An 18684-nucleotide genomic window follows, 5' to 3' on the forward strand; every position below is an offset into this window, starting at 1 on the left:
CTCGTCGCCAGAACGGTCGAAGATGTCGAGCGCCGGACGCGACGGATAGTCATAGCCCGATAGATTACCCCGACGACGCCGTGCGCGACCAGAGCCGCGCGACGCCCCTCTAGGTGAAGAATAAATCAATTCAAAAGCGTATCCCGCTCGATACTCGCGACAGGCCAAATGTTGACAACGCTTACATTGAGCGTATGTTTACGGCGTTCACACTGGAGACTCGTCATGGCCGGAACCGTAGAAACCGCGATCCGCTCCGTTGTCACCAAGGGCGTGGGAATGGTGGCTGATTTCAATCGCAAGCACCTGCCGAAAACCGATCATCCCTTTCTCACCGGCATCCACCAGCCGCTCAGTGGCGAGATGACGCTGGTCGATCTGCCGGTAACGGGCACGATCCCCGAAGCGCTCGACGGCCGCTATCTGCGGATCGGTCCCAATCCGGTCAGCCCCGATCCGGCTGGTTATCACTGGTTCGTCGGCGACGGCATGGTCCACGGCATCGCGCTGAAGAACGGCAAGGCGCTATGGTACCGCAATCGCTGGATACGATCGCGAACGGTTGCTGGGGCGCTAGGCGAGACACCCGCGCCCGGCCCGCGACACGGCGGGTTCGATACGGTCAACACCAACGTCGTCGATATCGCCGGTCGCACCTGGGCATTGGTGGAGGCGGGCAGCTATCCGGTCGAGCTGAACCACACGCTGGACGAACAGACATACAATCCATTCGATAGCACGCTTGAAGGCTCGTTCACCGCGCACCCGCATCTCGATCCGCTAACCGGGGAAAACCACGCGATCGCCTATGAGGCGACAGAGCCCAACAGTATCCGGCACGTCGTCATCTCGGCTGATGGAAAGGTGACCCGCGAGCTGCCGATCCCGGTACAGCACGGGCCGTCGATCCACGATTGCGCGATCACTGCTCGCTATGCGGTGATCCTCGATCTGCCCGTCACCTTCTCGATGAGGGCGCTGATCGGCGGGCATCGCTTCCCCTACCGATGGAACCCTGAGCATCGCGCGCGTGTCGGGCTGCTGCCGCGAAACGGCGAAGCGACGGACGTGATCTGGTGCGACGTCGATCCGGCTTACGTGTTCCACGTCGCAAACGCCTATGACGATGAAGATGGTCGGGTGGTTATGGACGTTTGCGCCTACGAGACCATGTTCGCAGACGGAACGGAGGGGCCGAACGGGCGCAACATGGGCCTGGAACGCTGGACAATCGATCCACACGCACGGCGCGTGGCCCGCAGCACGATAGACAGCAGCCCACAGGAATTCCCGCGCCCGGACGAACGCCGCTTCGGCCAGCCCTATCGCTACGCTTACACGATGGCGCTGCCCGATTCGCCGGACGAGCGCTTCGTTGGCGCGACCCGGCTCTACAAGCACGATTTGGAGACGGGCATCCGTGACACGCATGATTTCGGCGTGGGCCGTTATCCCGGCGAATTCGTGTTCGTGCCGGCGCATGATGATGCGGCGGAGGATGAGGGGTGGCTGGTAGGGCTGGTAATCGATCTGCCCAACGAAACGACTGATCTCGCCATCATCGATGCGCGCGACTTTTCGGGCACGCCAGTCGCAAGCGTCCGTGTGCCGCATCGCATTCCGCCAGGGTTCCACGGCAACTGGCTGGCTTCACAACGAGGCTGAGAAAGTCCATGCGCGTTGCCCTACAATGGGAGGGCGCGCATGGACTTGGGACTCGAAGGCAAGACGGCGATCGTCTGCGCATCCAGCCATGGGTTGGGCCGTGCCTGCGCCGCCGAACTGGCGCGGGCGGGCTGCACCCTGGTGCTCAACGGTCGCGATGCTGAGGCGCTCGACGCAACCGCGCAGGCCCTCCGCGACGAAACGGGCGTTCGGGTGGAGGCCATCGCGGGCGATATCGCCGATGCCGATGTACAACGGGCGCTGGTCGCCGCCGCCGGCGCGGTCGATATCCTCGTCAACAATAATGGCGGCCCGCCACTGCGCGATTTCCGTCAACTCGATGGCGACGCGATCCACGCGGGTCTTGATGCGAACATGGTAACGCCGATCCGCATGGTGCAACAGGTGATCGACGGCATGGTTGAACGCGGCTTCGGCCGGATCGTCTGCATCACGTCCGCCTCGGTGAAGGCGCCCACCCCCGGCCTCGACCTGTCCAGCGGCGCGCGGATCGGGCTCACCGGTTTCCTCGCCGGCGTCGCGCGGCAGGTGGTCGCATCGGGCGTGACGATCAACTTTCTGCTGCCGGGCCTGTTCGCGACGCGCCGGCTGGAGGGAGTTCATCGCTTCGCCGCGCAGGCGCAGGGGGTCGATGAGGCGGAAGCCGAGCGCCGAAGCCGCGAGCGCGTCCCTGCGCGCCGTTTCGGTGATCCGGCGGAGTTCGGCGCAACCTGCGCATTCCTGTGCTCCCGGCACGCGGGCTATATAACGGGTCAAAGCCTGCTGATCGACGGCGGCAGCTACGCCGGCATTATGTAGCTTCGCCCAGCCGGAGCTTTCCTTCGTTGCGTTGCGGCGCTATCGCGCGCAACTCCATTGCTCTTTGTATCGACGGAAAGTTTGCCATGGCCGCCAATTGGGCCCCCGATAGCTGGACTTCGCATGAGGCGCGCCAGCTTCCCGATTATCCGAACGCCGCCGCGCTGAAGGCGGCAACGGATCAGCTTGGCAACTATCCGCCGCTGGTTTTCGCGGGCGAGGCGCGCAACCTCACCGCCGATCTGGGGCGCGTCGCGGCGGGCAAGGGCTTCCTGTTGCAGGGTGGCGATTGCGCGGAAAGCTTCGCAGAATTTCACCCGAACAACATTCGCGACACTTTCCGCGTGATCCTGCAGATGGCGGTGGTGCTCACCTTCGCCTCGAAACTGCCGGTGGTGAAGGTGGGCCGTATGGCGGGCCAGTTCGCCAAGCCGCGTTCCGCGCCGACCGAAACGATCGATGGCGTGGAACTGCCGAGCTATCGCGGCGACAACGTCAACGACATCGCCTTCACCCCCGAATCGCGCATCCCCGATCCAGCGCGTATGGTGCAGGGCTACAGTCAATCAGCCGCGACGCTGAATCTGCTGCGCGCCTTCGCCGGCGGCGGATACGCGAATCTGCATCAGGTTCACCGCTGGACGCACGATTTCATGGGCCGGTCGCCGTGGGCCGCGAAATATGCCGAAACGGCCGACCGTATCGGCGAGGCGCTGGAGTTCATGGCTGCCTGCGGGCTCGATCCCGAAACCGTGCCGCAACTTGCCCAGACGCAATTCTACACCAGTCATGAGGCGCTGCTGCTCCCCTATGAGCAGGCGTTGACCCGGCAGGATTCGCTGACCGGGGACTGGTACGACACCAGCGCGCATATGCTGTGGATCGGAGACAGGACGCGCTTCGAGGGATCGGCGCACGTGGAATTCCTGCGCGGTGTCGGCAATCCGATCGGTGTGAAATGCGGACCGAGCCTGGAGGCGGACGCACTGTTGCGGTTGCTCGATCTGCTCAATCCGGCGCGGACGCCAGGCCGAATCACGCTCATCACGCGCTACGGTCATGACAAGATCGAGGCGGCCTTCCCGCGCCTGCTTCGCGCGGTGACACGCGAGGGGCATCCGGTCGTATGGAGTTGCGACCCGATGCATGGCAACGTCGTGAAGGCCGCCACTGGCTACAAGACGCGGCCGTTCGAGCGAATTCTCGCCGAAGTCCGCGGCTTCTTTGCGGTCCATCGGGCGGAGGGCACGCACGCCGGCGGCATTCATGCGGAGATGACCGGGCAGAACGTCACCGAATGCACTGGCGGTGCGATCGACGTGACGGAACAGGCGCTGGCAGACCGCTACCATACTCACTGTGACCCGCGCCTCAACGCCAGTCAGAGCCTGGAGCTGGCTTTCCTGCTCGCCGAGATGCTGAACACCGAAATGGCGGAGCGTCGCAAAGCTGCAGCTTGACGCAGCGCGCGGCGGGCCCTAAGCGCCCGCCTCCACCTGCAAGATGGCCCCTTCGTCTAGCGGTCTAGGACGTCGCCCTCTCACGGCGAAAACACGGGTTCGAGTCCCGTAGGGGTCACCAGCAATTTCAATCACTTAGCGCGAATTTCGAAGCTCGATTATACGAAATCGTGTAATTTCGTGTAATAGAAGCGCTCGGACAAGCATGGATGCAGCTGGACATATTTCGTTCGATCGGCGGTACGCTGGTGGGCAGAGCCTCCCCCAAAATTGCGACGTTCCGGGCGAACGAGCACCTACTTGTCCACCTTCGGGTTAAGCGATTCGGCTCCAATGTTTCGGACGTTGGATTGATTGATTCGCCCAAGCCATTTGTCAGCCTCCCGAGCATTTTTCCGAGGTCGGCTGCAGGCAGCAGCTAGGCTCAGGATCTGTAATTTGCAGTAGTTCGGCGGTTGTCCCTTGAGGGTTTCAAGGATCTGTCCGCACTCGCCGACCCAGAGGCTGGTGGTGCTGTATCGGGTCTCACAAGGTCGGACGTTGCATTGACTCGACGCGGGCTCAACGGCTCATCCGTTAACCTTCGCAGATCGTCCGTCCCTGCGTTCCCTCACGGGACACCGCCATCGGGTCAACTCGAGAGCATCACCGCTGGCATTGGTATTCTATCTCATCTCAGGCTTCGAACAAGGTGCCGTCACGCAGCATGGCATGCATGATGACGGCGAGACGGCGAGCGAGTGCGACACGAGCTTTTCGCAGGCCGCGCCGCTTGACGATCTTGAGTGCCCAGCTCTTCAGGGCGAAGTTCTGTCGCGTGCGCGTCAGGATCGAGTTGGCCGCTTCGTACAGCAGCTTGCGTACCGTGCCGTCGCCCTGTTTCGTGATGCGCCCCGTCCAGTCGAGTTCGCCCGATTGGTGTCGGCGCGGGACGAGGCCGAAGTAGGCACCCGCCGTCCGTGATCGCTTGAACCGCGCCGCGTCATCGACCGCAGCGGCGAACGCGGCCGAGGTCTGCACGCCGACGCCGGGGATGCTCATCAGGGCCTGGCACGCCGGAGACGCTGCGCTGATCGCCTTGAGTTGGCGATCCAGTTGCCTGATCTCTTCCACCAGCCCCTTGCGCACGCCGAGCAGCGCTGCCACCGCTTCGCTGAGCCCCGGAATGGAGACTGCCTCCCGCATCCGCGCGAGGAACCGCTCGCCCTGACCGATGCCCAGCCTGATCCCGAAGGTGGCGCACAGGCCGCGGATGGTGTTGTCGAGCCGAACGCGTGCTTCGACCAGATGCCCACGCGCAGTGATCACGCTGCGCACGCCATGAGCCGCCGGCGATTTGACATGCACCTCCTTGTAGAATCCGGTGCGCGCTAGCTGCGCTAAGCCGGCCGCGTCGTGTGGGTCGGTCTTGTTGGCCTTCATCGCCTTCAGGCTCTGATGTGCCTGTCGTGCGTCGATGCACACGATCGCGACGCCGAGTTCGCGCAGGCCAAGTGCGACCGATGGCGTCATCCGGCCCGTCTCGATCACCGCGCGATCGACAGGCCCATAGCACTCCAACGCGGCCGCAATCGCCGCCGGCGTGCTGTCCACGCATTGCGCCCCGACCTTGCGTCCATCGGCATCGACGACGCAGACGTGCGATGTTTCCATCGACAGGTCGATTCCGGCATAGTGCTTCATGGCTGCTTCCTTTCTTCAGGCTTCGACAACCAGAAGATGCGCCGCTCAGCCGGCCCGAGGAAGCAGCCACAAATTACACGATGACTCATTGATCAAAGCCAGAAGATGACGGCAGCTGCGATGCAGATTGCCGAGAAGAAGGTGTGAGCACAGCGGTCGTAACGCGTGGCGATGCGTCGCCAGTCCTTGAGCTTTGCAAACAGGTTCTCGACCTTGTGGCGTTGACGGTAGAGCACCGTGTCGTAGGCGTATGGGACTTTGCGGCTTCGGCTCGACGGGATACACGGCTCGATGCCTCGGGCTTCCAGTTCCTCGCGGAACCAGGCGCTGTCGTAGCCGCGATCGGCGATCAGATGGGCCGCTGGCGGCAAGGCGTCGAGCACGAGACGGGCGCCTTTGTGGTCACTCATCTGACCTTCCGAAAGAAGCAGGATGAGCGGCCGTCCATCACCGTCGCAGACGGCGTGCAACTTGGAGTTCAATCCCCCCTTGGTGCGCCCGATACGGCGGGGAACATCCCCTTTTTGAGCAGGCTTGCCGCCGTGCGGTGGGCCTTCAGATGGGTCGCGTCGATCATGATGCGCTCGGGCTTTGGCCCCCCGCCGGCGAGCCCGGCGAAGATGCGATCGAACACGCCGAGCCGGCTCCAGCGGATGAAACGGTTGTAGAGCGTCTTGTGCGGGCCGTAGCCAGCCGGCGCGTCCTTCCACTGGAGGCCGTTGCGGATCACGTAGACGATGCCGCTCACAACGCGCCGGTCGTCGACCCGCGGCACCCCGTGCGACAGCGGAAAATGCGGCGATATCCGCGCCATCTGACGCTCGCTCAGCAGAAACAAATCACCCATCACAACCTCCTTCATCGGAGACCGTGAATCACATCTCAAACCAAATTAATAGGTCCTGACCCTAGATTCCGTTTTGGAGGCGACTGGCCCCGGCGGAGGATAGCAAGGCTAAGTCTGAGTGCGCATACCAGCGGGATCTCGCGCTTCAAGCCGACGCTGATCAATAAATCGCTCGAGGCTCTCGACGGTAATTAATGTCGTGCCCCGATCCTTGATCGCTTCGATTTTCCCCTCCTTGATCAATTCGTAGAGTCTCGACCGGCTCATGCCTGTCAGCTTGACCGCTCCCGGTATCCTCACCGTGATCGGACGCATGCCTTCCAAGTCAGAGGTGCCCGTGACTGGGCGGAGGGGCCGCCGCTTTTTCATCGCTCAATGCGAGCCGTTGCGGCCTCATTGCGCGCGTCAACGGCGCCACCACGAACTGGGAGCTTCTCCTGATCGAATCTGCGAGCGATACGTTTCGCCACGAAATTCGCGTAACGCTGTTGGCGCCATTCGACGGGGCTATGGTACAGGCCAACCGCCTTCCAGTAATCACCGCTCGGGCTCAGCCCGACTAGGAAGATCCAGCGCGCGGCCTCCGCATTGAAGCACGGGTCAAATTTCAGCCAATGTCTGACATTCGCTTCCGGTCGCGATATCCGGGCCGCGATTCGCGGTACCCACCAACTGTTGATCTGAAGCGGACCAAGGTCATGTGAGCCATCGGCATTAGGCACCTCAGCGCCGATCCAGCCAGCCTCCTGGTCACGAAGGCCCCATAGGGTCTTCTCAAGCCAGGGCCTGCCCTGTGCCGCTTGCCGGATGCATTGGGCAATCGCCTGCTCCGCCATCGGGTCGAGGGGTCGTGCGAGCCCCGGTGACGCTCCAAAAATCAAAGCGGCGGGTGCGATCACGATAGCGCGGCGGAGGAACGTATTCATCGTTCGTGCCCCTGCGACGGTTGTGGCTGATGCTCGATTGGCTGGTTCGCGACCTGTCGGTCTCGATCGGCGTTGCCCCACTCCGCGCGATCAAGGATGCGCACGAGAAAGCGGTCGAGGGCCCCCGCCAGATTGCGCCCGCGCTCCGCGAGCTGCTCGGCAATGCCGGCCGGAGGTCGTTCGGCGCGGTTGTAGCGACGAAGTTCACGTTCGAGCGCGGTCTCACGAAGTGCGGCGCGCTCGTTCTGCTGCTCGGTCCGCAGGGTTTCCAGGCGATCGCGGTGCCGGTCGGCGAACACCTGCGCGCGATCCTGGCGCAGCCGTCCCAGCCCTTCCAACGTCGAGGTCTTCTCGCCCGAGAAACGCTCAAGCTTGTCGACCAGCCGCTCGGGATCGTTGGTCCACAGCCTCGCACCGTACCGGGCGCGCGTGATGGCGGTGTAGTAATTCTGCCCATTGACCAGCGGCGATTCGACCGGCGCCAGCACGAACACCCTTGGATAGGTCTTCGACTGCGCGGAATAGACGGTCTCGGCGTAACCGTGGTCCCATGTTTTGTGGACGCCGAGATCGACTTGCTGCGGTTCCGCCTTCCGGTCCCAGCGGATCGTCGCAATATGGCCTTCAAGCTTCTCGACCGTGCCGCGCTCGGCGTTGCGCAGGTCGAGTTCTCTGTTCACGAGCCGCCACTGAATGCGGTCGCCTTCGGCCAGATCCCGCTCGTCGCGATCGAAAACATTGATGCGTCGTGCCGCCGTGGATTGTGGATCCCATCGAACGATCAGCCCGTGTTCGTCGACGAGCCGCACGATCTGACGGCCGTTGGCTTCGCGCCCCAGCCCGATCACCCGATATTCAATGTCGCGGGCAATGCCGGCGCCGGCAATGTCCCGATCGAAGCGCACGACCTGTCCGCCCGAATAGAAGCGCGCCATATGCTTCTCGGTATCGGTCAGGCCAGCGGGCGACAGGATTGAAAGCCGGGTGTCTTCCGCGGCGAGGACGTTCTCGTCCCGCAGCGCCTCCCTGATCTTGGTGTTGACGATCAGCCGCGTCGCGTTGTCCAGCACCAGGACGTTAGTGCCCGCGCGAGACGCAGGCTTGAGCCGAGTCCAGGCAGCGACGACCTGTTTCGCCATGTCCTCGTTGTCGGCGGCCGTCGCGACCCGATCGAGCTTGGCCAGCGAATCCGCATAATTGCGTGCCCGGGCGTAAGCGACGGCATCCTTGATCGATTGGGTTTCCTGGCGGACAGTCTCGGTCAGTTCGACGGTCGGAAGCCCCAGCCGGCGCATGAGCCAGAAAGGCTTGCCCTGCTCGATCGCTCCGGTCTGTTTTTCGTCACCGATCAGCAAGAGCCTCGCACCCGTCGTCCTACTGATCTCGAGAAGCCGCCTGGCCTGTCGGTTACTGAGCTGCCCCGCTTCGTCGAGCACCAGGACATGGCGGTCGGTCACGCCATGACCGCCGCGCGCGACAAAGCTCGCAACGGTATGCGATTCGAATCCTGCGGTCTTTCCGAGCCCCGCTGCCGCGGACGATGTCGGGGCCAATGCGATGAATGCGGTCCCCGGCTCTGCGGCTTCGCCCAGCACTTTGACCAAAGTCGATTTGCCGGACCCGGCAACGCCATGCAGCCCGGCGATCCGGTCGCGGCTGGTCGCGATCTCGACCAGCGCCCGCTGCTGAGGTAGATTGAGATTGGTCTGTTCGAGAACGGCGAGCAGACGGTCATGTGACGCAATCGGCCGGGCATCGTCGAGGCCAAGCGCGATATGCTGCGTAAGCGTGAGTTCGAGCCGCCAGGTCGCGCGCGACGACCGCCCGCGAGGCAGCACGCGATCTCCCGTTGGCTCATGCGTGCGTAGCAATTTGCCCGCCGCCTCGTGTGCTTCAAGCCGGGGGCGAATATCCTCGAGCCGCACCTCACCGACATGCGCGGCAAGACCGGTGCGCAGGATATGACCGAAGTTATTGACCGCCTCGGCCGTCTCCAACTGCTTCAGGCCGAACAGCGCCGCGCGCGCTGCCTCACGATCGGTGGGCGGGAGATGTTTTCCCTCGGCGTCGCGAGAAGCCTCTCTAAGATGTTGGATATCTGCGAGTCTTTCCCCGGATCGTTGGCACCATTGCTCAATGAGATCGCCGTGCCCGACCTTCGCCTTTGCCTTGCGGGTCGCATAGAATGAGGCCTGTTTGTCCTTCTGCCCCACAAGCCCATGTTCGCGTGCATGCTCTTCAATCTCGCGGCTGCGCTGCGAGAAATCCTGGATCAGGTCCTTCGGTACCCCGCGAATCTCAAACAGGCCGGTGCGCGGATCGAACTCGATCCCAAATCCGTCTTCGCGCAACGAGAATGCGAGCGAATTCCGGTAGACCTGCCCCGCCGCGCTCTTCTCCTCATACATGAGCCGGCTCTCAAGGCTCGCCATTCGGTCATCGGGCGCCCGGTTGGTCATGTTGAGTACGACCAGATGGGTATGGAGGTGCGGATCGAGGTCGCGGCTGCCGTGCTCGGTGAAGCGCGCGACAAGAAACCGTCCGGTCGTCTCGCGGACGATCTTGCCCTCGGCGCGGTGGCGTAGCTGGACCTGCTCTTCGAGATAGCCGATGGCGGCAGACACCGCTTTCTCATGCGCGGCGAGCACGCGCTCGTCGCCCGCCACCAGCGCCATGATCGACACCGATTTCGGCGCACTGACCGTGAAATCCCAACCGGGATGATGCTCGATCGTACCATCGGCGCGATGCCGTCCGAGCTGCTGGTCGCCGACCTTGCCAGCAAGCAAGCGGCGGAGCACCTTCGGATCGACAGGACCGGACAGACCGAGCTCGGGTGAGAGTTTCCCGTCCCATTGCGAGGGCTCCTCGCCGCTCTTCGTATAATAGTCGCCGACCGTATAATATCTCGCGACATTGGCGGGTGTGCCGTGAAGGCGCTGCGACTGGATCATGCCGGCCGCGCCGGTTCGCGCGGGCCGTCATCACGGCCATGCTGGACGAGATCGGAGCGGATTTGTCCCTGACGGCCGGCGAGGATGGTCCAGGCGACTCGCGGCGGAATGGGGAGTTCGGTCTCGTCGTTACCGCGCAGGATTTCCTCCACCTTGTGGCGATCTATGTTCTGAAATGCTGGATCAAAGAGGTCCGGCTGAGGTTCGGGTGGCGCGGCCTCCGGAGGGGGCGACGCGGGCGGAGACTTCGATGGCGGCTGATCCCTGGATTGCGCTTTCCGGGCAGTCTCGAGTTCAAGCGCCTGACGAACACGCGCTTCGGCGTGAGCGAGCTGCACAAGCTCTTCTGCCTGATCGGCCCGCCAAGGCTGCCCCGTGCGCTCTACAAACGCAGGGGTGAGGGTCGGCAGATCGCTGAAGTTTCCATCGAACCGCACCACGGGAAGACTGCGGCCGAAACGCAGGAATCCCGCGAGATTTGGGAGGTTGGTGACCTCGGTCGGCATCACCAGCGGGCGGGTCACCTGCATCCGCGACAGGTTCACGCCGTCGCGCATGTCGTTCACGCCATAGCTCATGCCCTCGTTGGCCTCGACCTGTTCGACCTGACCGAGATTTTCCGAGACATGTTTGGCGGTGCCGGTATCGTTGGCGCGCAGCGCCACCCAGGTCGAGCAATAGCCCGTGATCGCCGCGGCATCCTGGATGCCGTACGTTCCCTCGAGCTGGGGATAGGATTGGAACCCCAGCACGCCGCATCCGCCATATTTGCGGGCGCGAGCGAGGAAATCGGACAGCGACGGGAGCTTCTGGAGGGTGGGAAGCTCGTCGACGACACAATAGAGCCGCCGGTCGCGATCGGGGGCCAGGCTCATGATCGCGCTGATCGCGATATCGAGCCAGACAGTGATGAGCGGCCGCAGCGAAGGAAGCTGATCGGCTTTGACCGTGATGAAGAGCCAGCTCCCATTAGCCCCCTTCTCAACCCAGTCGCGGATCGAAAACCCATCCTCGGTATCGTCGAGATAGCCGAAGCTGCGCATGACCGATGCAAGCTCGGCCTGGACGCCGGCAGAGGTCCGTTCGCCTTCGGCGCTGATGAATGCCGCCGCATCGGTGCCCGAAACAAACGCGGAAAGATCTTTCAACTTCGATCTCAGCAGGCGATCGAGTAGCACAGACACATAGGTGTGCTTCTGGGCGGCGAGCTTGCGTAGCACCGCGACCAACGTCCCGCGCGCCGCCTTGGCCCAGAAGGGATCACCATGCTTTTCGGGGATCGTTGACTCCGCGATCTGATCGTAATGATATTCGCGCGGGACATCGACCCACGGCGACCAACGCGCGGTTCGCCCATCGAGCGGATTGAGCAACGAGTCGGTGCCCTGGCGGAAGAATTTTTCGACGAAAGTGCCAGCGGTGTCGTAGACGATCGCGCGACGTCCCGCCTTGCGAACGCCATCGAGCATATCGAGAATGAGGCTGGTCTTGCCGGTGCCGGGCGCCCCGCAGATCAGGATATGTTCCGGCTCAAAGGCTTCGGGCACCGGCACCTTGCCGATGACCAGCGGGCCCTTCTTCTGGCCGCGCATCGAGCGACGAAGCTCCCGTACCGTACCGAACCGCGCGCCGCGGACATATTCGTTGGAACCAAGGCCCCTCCCCGTCCGCGTGAAATAGAACCAGGCCCAGCCGAGCGCCGCAACGGCGAACAGCCCCGATATCAGCGCGCCGTGGAGCAGGTAGAGCTCGAAGCTTTGGATGGTTCTTTTTGCTAGCGGTGAAGCAACCAGCCAGTCCGCCGAGGTCCAATAGATTTTGCCGTCGGGCGCGTGGAACCGGACCGGGTCATTGGTGCCGCCAGCCGCGTCGACCTTGATCCAGGCCTCAGCCAGTTTGACCAGGACAAACCGTTCGTAGGCGCTCGACCGTTCAAGCGCATACCAGACGATGCCCATGATCCAGATCACCAGCCCGGCGAGCACGGTCTGATAGAAGACCTGGGTCGTCATGCGGACATTGTGGACGATCGCCTGTCCGCCGCGGGTCCACGAACCCAAAGTGTCGTTGCGGAAGATGCTCATCGCGCCGTCTCGTCGCCGAGCAGCCCTCGTTCTGCGAGAATTGCGCGCGCCTGCGCCATTCCCTGCTCCAGCGCTTTGGGAGATCGTTCGCCCACCGAGGTTGCCACGATCGAGAGGATCTGGATAGCGGTCGCGAGGATTTCGTCCTGCGACGAAAAGACATATCGCTTCCGCTCATCGACCGCCTGCTCGAGCGCCCGGCGAGCGAAATCGGAAACCGACAATCCGGCACCAAATGCACGACGACGAAGCTCTCGGTCGAGCCGATCGTCGATACGGAAATTGATTTTCTGCAAGCGCACGGCCTCCAGCGGAGTCCGTCGCGGGCGTCATGAAGCGATGATTATTTACTCCTGCCGCTGTACGCTTTCAAGATAGGGCTCGCGCAAATGGTACTGCGACCGTTCGCCACACTGAATGACAGGCCGGCTGACGCCGGCAGGTTCATGGCGCGGGGCTGAAGCCTGATTTGGTGGGCGCGGTATGTCTCTCCAGATAGTTCATGATAACATCGTCGGTGATGTTACCGGATGTTGTTGAGAAATATCCCCTCGCCCAGAAACGCTGCCCCCAGAAGCGCTTCCGGATATGCTCGAATTCCTGTTGAATCTTACGTGACGAGCGTCCCTTGGCTCGGCGCACAAAGTCGCTGACCGCAAGATGCGGCGGAATTTCCACAAACATGTGCACGTGATCGCGCGATAGAGCACCGCTGACGATAGTCACGCCCATCTCCGCGCAAACCTGTTTGATGATAACGCGCACTCGCTCACGAACCTCACCGTGCAGCACTTTGAACCGATATTTCGGCGCCCAGACAATATGGTACCGATGATGATAAAGCGTGTGACTGCCGCTGGAATAGGCCATAATCGGTATCCTCGGAGAAGTGAGACTTCACGCCCCACGGGCGGTCTCACTTCTCCGAGGATACCGATTATACGCCGAGTCGTAGGCTGAAGCCCTTCCCGGCTCAAGCCGGGGGTTTGAGACCAAAGACGGGACAATCAAATTTATGCTTTTCGTTTCGTAAGTTAACAACCGATTCGCGTCGATCCGTGTCAGGTAGACTAATGACCGCTCGTGACGAAATCAGCCGTTCGACCGTGGCCAAGTGGCCTCCATTCCGCTCATGTCGTTCCTCGCCGATTCCGATGTTCGATCGCCGGTTGGTCTTAGCGACGATATCCTCCAGCGACACAGCCGCGCGCGGTCGCGGCCCGCTGCGGTGATCGTCGGGCCATAAAGCTTCACAAGCTGACCGTCCCGCCATCAAGCAACTGCGAACCAACCCTTGGATTTTAGCGTATCAAACGCGATAGCAACCTGGCGCTCGGTGAACACTTTCTTGCGGTCATTCCACCCGCGTACTCCGGCAAGAGCCTTCTCTGCAGTATCAGCCCCTTCACGGGTAACCAGCCAATGAACTGTCGCAAGCAGTTCCAACCCATACGGCGTCTCAAAGCCGTCAACCAGATCAGCCACCTTGTTGAAATGGGCATGAGTTGCCTCTTCGTGCGCTAGAGACACCTCTGCCTCCAGAATGGCGCCAGGCACAATTGTGAGTTCCTTATCCGGCTGATCGCCGCCATCCTGATAACCCGCAACGAAATGTCCCTCGACCTTATTAAGGACATGGGAAAGGTTGGTGGCATAGGGACCATAATGATGCTTGATGTAGTTCAGCCGGAGCGGCTGGCCGGCTTCCTGCATAAAATACATCAGCTTCTGAACCTCGATCAGCGTCACGAACGGGTCCATCAGCCCTTGCAAATAGCGGTTCATGAGAACGACGAGCGCGGCCCGGCCCGGCGTCATGTTGGGTACGTCGCGCGACTTGATAACGTCAGGTGCGCCCTTGGGTTGATAGATCAACACATGAAGGTTTGGCAGATCGCGGAGCGCAGCCTCGATGCGCGGGCGAACATCGCCCCAGTCAAGGCCACCTAGGCCAGCCCCAAGCGGCGGAATAGCAATCGATTTGATACCTCGCTCACTGATTTCATGCGCCAACGCGACCAGCCCGCTCTCGATGTCCTCGATACGGCTCTTGCCCTTCCAATGCCTCTTGGTCGGGAAGTTGATAATGTAGCGCGGGTTTGTGAACGAGCCGGAGTCAAAAACAAACATCTTGCCAGGCTGCACCTCGCCATCCTCGCACGCGCGCGCATAGGCGTGGAAATTGGCCGGAAACGCCTTTTTGAATTGAAGCGCAATGCCACGTCCCATGATGCCGACGCAGTTCACCGTGTTGACGATTGCCTCCGCATCCGCCTTCAATAGGTCACCCGTTTTGAGTTCGATTTGTGCCATGTTTGTTCCCCCTTAATAGTACCACTCTGGTCGAATGTGAACCAGGGGACGATGGGCGGCGCCAGCGATGGCTTGCACCACCTGCTGGCCTATCGCCTGATTGAGCACACCGATCTGCTCGATCAGGTGCCATGGGAAATGCTGCTCAAGCAGGAACTCGGCTTGCTTTTGCTCCTTGGTGGGGCTTCCCGACCATTGCGTCGTTTGCACAGCGTTCCAATTGATTTCGCCGAGCTGCGCCAGGTTGCAGCGATCCTCAAAATAAAAGGAGCCTGCGTTCGACAACGTGAACGCCCATCGTCGCTGTTCCGCTTGTGCCCATGCGACCACAGCGTTCAGGTCGGCGACAAGATGCACGATCGGGTTCTGGCCGCCCTGATACGCAAGCTCTGAATTGCGACGAGAAATGAGATAGAGCATCACCGAGCGCGGACAGAAATAGAATGGCACACACTGGCCGACGTAGAGGCCAGGATGGCTGGCGAGCGTCAACTCGTTCATCCGCCGAGCCTTGATATTGTTCATGCCGATGACCGTCCCGTTGGCCGGGCGTTGGGCCATCACCGCGTCGGAATACAGAAATCCATCGGCCGCAATCGCTGCCAGCTTGTCGACATGGACGATGTGGTAGATTTTTGGGTTAGCAGGCTCAGGAATCATCAGGCGGCTTTGTCCTCGTCTTTCATTGCATCAGCATCCACCAGATCGTCACCATCGGTCAAATGATCTGCGCTACCGTCGGCGTGGATCGCATCTGCGAGGTCCCTCACCAAGCGACGTAAGCCGAGGCGGTCGCTAGAGATTTCAGCGGCTCCCGGCGTTGGCATTTGCCGCGTGCGCTTTCAATGGCTTGCACCTCAAATCCGACCGTCGTCCAGCAACCGGCCTTCAGGATGAATCGTCGCTGGCCGACCGACGCGCTACGTTCGCTCCTACCCGGAAGCCGTCAATCTCCGCTGGAGCGGTGAGTGAACACAAAGCCCCAACGGCACCCGACAGAGGCGGGCGATCCGCTCGTGACCGGCGGTCAGACCGCTCAAGCCATGGCGTGCACGGAATTGCGATGAAGGTCATAGTATCACGTGTACCCCGGCTAAATCGGCGTAATCTCAGCTATTTATCTCCACCCCAGGCATGTCCTGTGGTTCACGTGGCACACGATTCAATGATCTTGTGGCACGTGTATCACGCACCCAACCTATTGGGATCATTTGAAAATAACTTTGCAGCACCCGTGCGTCAGGTGCATTACACCACGGCCTCGCGCCGTGCGTCCCGCCTCACGCAGCGCGCCCGCGCTGCGCAGCCTCGTGCCGGGAGGCGCGGGCACCCTCGGGGTTTCACATAGCGCCGTTGGAATTGCCCCGGTCAGCCTCCATCGACAGCGGAAAGGGGAGCGACGTTGGCGGGCCGCCAGGCTCGACAAAAGGAGCGGCGCGGGGGAAACCGCTCGGGTTTCCCCCGCCTTCGCGCCAACGCAAAAAAAAGGGCCGGCAGCGGTCCCCCGCCCCGGCCCTCATAATCCTGCCGCCCGCCGCGATCAGGGCGCGAGATACCGCCGCCGACGCGTGACCGGCACATCCGGCTTCTGATCGTCCTGATAGAAAAGATGCGTCGGGACGCGATGCCCATGCTCGGGGTTGAGAATGTCATAGAGCCCGGACTGGATGCCGGAGCCTTCACAGATGATCGCCTCGACCGGCATCAATGCGGCGATATCGCGATTGCGCTTGAACGCCTTGCCATCGCCGCTGCCATAGAGCCCCCAGTTGATGCAGGTCACCCCGCGCTGGACGGCCCATGCGGCGGCGGCGGCATCCACGCCCTTGCGCTGGCCGGTGGTGAGCAGGATCATATGCGGGATACGCGCCTTGATCTGGTCGAGCCGGCCCCAGATGATCCGGTCATCATGCCATTTCGCCGGCCCCGAAACGACAACGATCGGCCCTTGCGGGTCATAACGATCGCGGCGGCGTTCGGCGCGGGCGCGGAGGAAATCGAGCGCAGAAATCTGGCTGGCGGTGGTGACGTGCGAGGCACGCGACCCGCGCGCGGGAGACCACGGCCGGCCGTTGTACGTGCGGTACATGGCAGCGGCATAATCGCGCATCGCCTCCATCGCCCTGCCCTGCTCCGCGACCGACTGGCATTCGAGCTGGAGCTGTTCGAGTTCGCCATTGAACACCTCGCCGGGTTCCAGCCGGCGCGCCATGTCGCGCAGCTGGTCGGCCAGCCGATCCTCACGCCCCGCCAGCCTGTTCGCGACGAAATGGAAGGAATTGACGAACCCCCATGCAATTTCAGCGGCGAGCGGTTCAAGCCGCGTGTCGGTGAGCAGGTCGAAAATGGCGGCAATGACACCTCCGCATTCGGCCTGCGCCGCCAACGGCTCGGGCATATCATGCTCACCGGGTTCATCGCCCGGCTCGATGATCGACAGCGGCAGGGGGTCGCCGAACGACGCCACGAAATCGGGAGTCGCGGTGAGTTCGGCAAATAGTTTCGGAAGGTCAACGAAGCTGCTAACCGCGCCTGAGGTCATTTGCTTGTTCATGTGAGTCCGCCTCTTTGATCGGGTTGATGGCTGAGGGTCCGGGGAAGCGTCTCCAGCGCTCCCCCGGGCCCGACTTTGGGGTGTTCCTAGAACGGCACCTCGTCATCGAGGCCGCGCGGTGCGCCGGTATATTCGCCACCCGGCCCGGCGGTGCTGCCGCCCGAGAAAGCCCCGCGCCGGCCACCACCATTGCCGCGCTGACCGAAGCCACCACCGCTGCCAAAGCCCTGCGGCTCGCGCTCACGTTCGCGCCGCCACTGGACGTCGAATCCATCATGCTCGTCGCCAAATAGAGCAATCGGCAAGGGGACGGCGAAAGACGGGTCATCGATCATGCCCGACAGGAAAACCTCGTCATTCGCGCGCATGCGACGTTCCCAAACAACGCCGATCTGGATTTCGTCGCCAGACTGACTGGTTTCGTACATTTCATAGACGGGTGCGCTGTCGCTCTGGCGATCGGTCACCTTGCGCATGATGAGATAAGGAAAACGCATCTCGCGGGTTGCGATCTTTCCGACAAGATCACCGACGCGTTCATCGAATTTGAAGCTTCCGATCTTCATGACTTGGTCCTTTCTCCTGTCCGTGGTCCGGTTCCTCTTTCCCCGGCCACATCCCTTTCTACCCCCTCCCCTGAATCCCATCTATCTAATTGATTTCTTGACAGATTTCGATCGCCTTTGGTGAGCCTGAGCCAATAAAATCGGACGCGGTCAGCGTCCCTGAAACAAGGAAACGTATCGCCGAAGGCGATCCCGCATTGATCCCCCGAGGACAAAGGCGCTGCGTCGTCTGTCATCACCTCCGGAGCCGCCGTCGCCGGGGCGCAAGGGCCGGTGGGGGTCCGCGGGTGCAAGGGACGTTGCGCTGCGGCTTAGCGGAGGTTGAAGAAAATGGCCCTGCTGGCACCCTTGGATCGAAGGATCACGCCAGCAGGGTCATTTTCTTCTACCGGAGCTTGGCCGGAGGCAGCCCTTGTGCCCGCGGACCACCACCGGCACGCCGCGAGCCTGCGAGGCGGCGCAGGAGGCGATGACAGACATGGGTCCGAGCGGGATGCCCCGGCGAGGCGCCCCGCCGAGCTCGGCCACCTACCCCGCCTCGCGGAAGGGATCGTTACCGCTTCAGCGGACAAGACCCCGAAGGGGGCTTGGTCGGAGCGAAGCGGAGATAGAGCCCGGTGGCCGCCGCCAGGCGGGCATCCGCCCGCCCAAGCCTGATCGGCGCACCACTCACCGGAGATCCGACCCGAACCACCCCGCGCACTACCGTCCACGAACGACATGGATCTTGGTCCAAAATGAGGGGAACAACGGCTGACACAGACCTGTTCGTGTGGGACGTTTCGACGCAGAGGAATTGCCGATGAAGATACG

General features: G+C 62.2%; 15 protein-coding genes and 1 tRNA gene. 4 read left to right on the plus strand and 12 right to left on the minus strand.

Annotated elements, in window-relative coordinates; translation table 11 throughout:
- Positions 1-225: 225 nt before the first annotated feature.
- From ACM61V_RS15445 to ACM61V_RS15460, 4 genes are all read left to right on the plus strand, one after another.
- The gene (locus tag ACM61V_RS15445; RefSeq protein ID WP_137787487.1) at positions 226-1665 is read left to right on the plus strand and encodes a carotenoid oxygenase family protein; all 1440 of its coding nucleotides are present in this window, start codon (positions 226-228) and stop codon (positions 1663-1665) included.
- 39 nt (positions 1666-1704) lie between these two features.
- Entirely contained in the window at positions 1705-2484 is a 780-nt protein-coding gene (locus tag ACM61V_RS15450; protein ID WP_137787488.1) for an SDR family oxidoreductase, read from the plus strand.
- A gap of 86 nt (positions 2485-2570) precedes the next feature.
- On the plus strand, positions 2571-3944 hold the full coding sequence (locus ACM61V_RS15455) for a class II 3-deoxy-7-phosphoheptulonate synthase (protein ID WP_137787489.1): 1374 nt from the start codon (positions 2571-2573) through the stop codon (positions 3942-3944).
- 45 nt (positions 3945-3989) lie between these two features.
- Positions 3990-4065: transfer RNA gene (locus tag ACM61V_RS15460), tRNA-Glu, on the plus strand.
- Positions 4066-4619: 554 nt separating this feature from the next.
- Here ACM61V_RS15460 and ACM61V_RS15465 read toward each other — a convergent pair.
- The 12 genes from ACM61V_RS15465 to ACM61V_RS15520 all read right to left on the minus strand — a co-directional run bounded on the left by ACM61V_RS15465 (position 4620) and on the right by ACM61V_RS15520 (position 17871).
- Positions 4620-5627, minus strand: coding sequence for an IS110 family transposase (locus tag ACM61V_RS15465; RefSeq protein WP_419714106.1), 1008 nt, complete (start codon positions 5625-5627; stop codon positions 4620-4622).
- A gap of 92 nt (positions 5628-5719) precedes the next feature.
- Positions 5720-6474, minus strand: a protein-coding gene (locus ACM61V_RS15470; RefSeq protein ID WP_419714107.1) for an IS5 family transposase whose coding sequence is annotated in 2 segments (ribosomal slippage) — positions 5720-6141 and positions 6141-6474 — 756 coding nt in all. Because the reading frame shifts where the segments join, the coding sequence is not laid out codon by codon here.
- A 108-nt stretch (positions 6475-6582) separates the two neighbouring features.
- Positions 6583-6843 (minus strand): helix-turn-helix domain-containing protein, encoded by a 261-nt coding sequence (locus ACM61V_RS15475; RefSeq protein WP_353744754.1) that lies wholly within the window; start codon positions 6841-6843, stop codon positions 6583-6585.
- A complete protein-coding gene (locus ACM61V_RS15480) occupies positions 6840-7400 on the minus strand; it encodes a lytic transglycosylase domain-containing protein (protein ID WP_401530017.1) in 561 nt (186 codons plus the stop codon). The genes ACM61V_RS15475 and ACM61V_RS15480 overlap by 4 nt, the downstream gene beginning before the upstream one ends.
- A complete protein-coding gene (gene mobF / locus ACM61V_RS15485) occupies positions 7397-10354 on the minus strand; it encodes a MobF family relaxase (RefSeq protein WP_286774548.1) in 2958 nt (985 codons plus the stop codon). Before mobF ends, ACM61V_RS15480 begins: the two co-directional genes overlap by 4 nt.
- A complete protein-coding gene (locus ACM61V_RS15490) occupies positions 10351-12438 on the minus strand; it encodes a type IV secretion system DNA-binding domain-containing protein (RefSeq protein ID WP_286774549.1) in 2088 nt (695 codons plus the stop codon). The genes mobF and ACM61V_RS15490 overlap by 4 nt, the downstream gene beginning before the upstream one ends.
- The gene (locus ACM61V_RS15495; protein ID WP_401530015.1) at positions 12435-12740 is read right to left on the minus strand and encodes a CopG family transcriptional regulator; all 306 of its coding nucleotides are present in this window, start codon (positions 12738-12740) and stop codon (positions 12435-12437) included. The genes ACM61V_RS15490 and ACM61V_RS15495 overlap by 4 nt, the downstream gene beginning before the upstream one ends.
- 142 nt (positions 12741-12882) lie before the next feature.
- A complete protein-coding gene (tnpA, locus tag ACM61V_RS15500) occupies positions 12883-13308 on the minus strand; it encodes an IS200/IS605 family transposase (RefSeq protein ID WP_419714108.1) in 426 nt (141 codons plus the stop codon).
- 402 nt (positions 13309-13710) lie between these two features.
- The gene (locus ACM61V_RS15505) at positions 13711-14751 is read right to left on the minus strand and encodes a macro domain-containing protein (RefSeq protein ID WP_286771956.1); all 1041 of its coding nucleotides are present in this window, start codon (positions 14749-14751) and stop codon (positions 13711-13713) included.
- 12 nt (positions 14752-14763) lie between these two features.
- A complete protein-coding gene (locus ACM61V_RS15510; RefSeq protein ID WP_286771957.1) occupies positions 14764-15411 on the minus strand; it encodes a DUF4433 domain-containing protein in 648 nt (215 codons plus the stop codon).
- Between the two features lie 880 nt (positions 15412-16291).
- Positions 16292-17305 (minus strand): DUF2493 domain-containing protein, encoded by a 1014-nt coding sequence (locus ACM61V_RS15515; protein ID WP_286771958.1) that lies wholly within the window; start codon positions 17303-17305, stop codon positions 16292-16294.
- Between the two features lie 86 nt (positions 17306-17391).
- Positions 17392-17871 (minus strand): DUF736 domain-containing protein, encoded by a 480-nt coding sequence (locus ACM61V_RS15520; RefSeq protein WP_286771959.1) that lies wholly within the window; start codon positions 17869-17871, stop codon positions 17392-17394.
- Positions 17872-18684 lie beyond the last annotated feature (813 nt).

It is taken from the genome of Sphingomonas sp. TX0543, assembly GCF_048565505.1.
In the GTDB taxonomy this organism is placed as follows: Bacteria; Pseudomonadota; Alphaproteobacteria; order Sphingomonadales; family Sphingomonadaceae; genus Sphingomonas.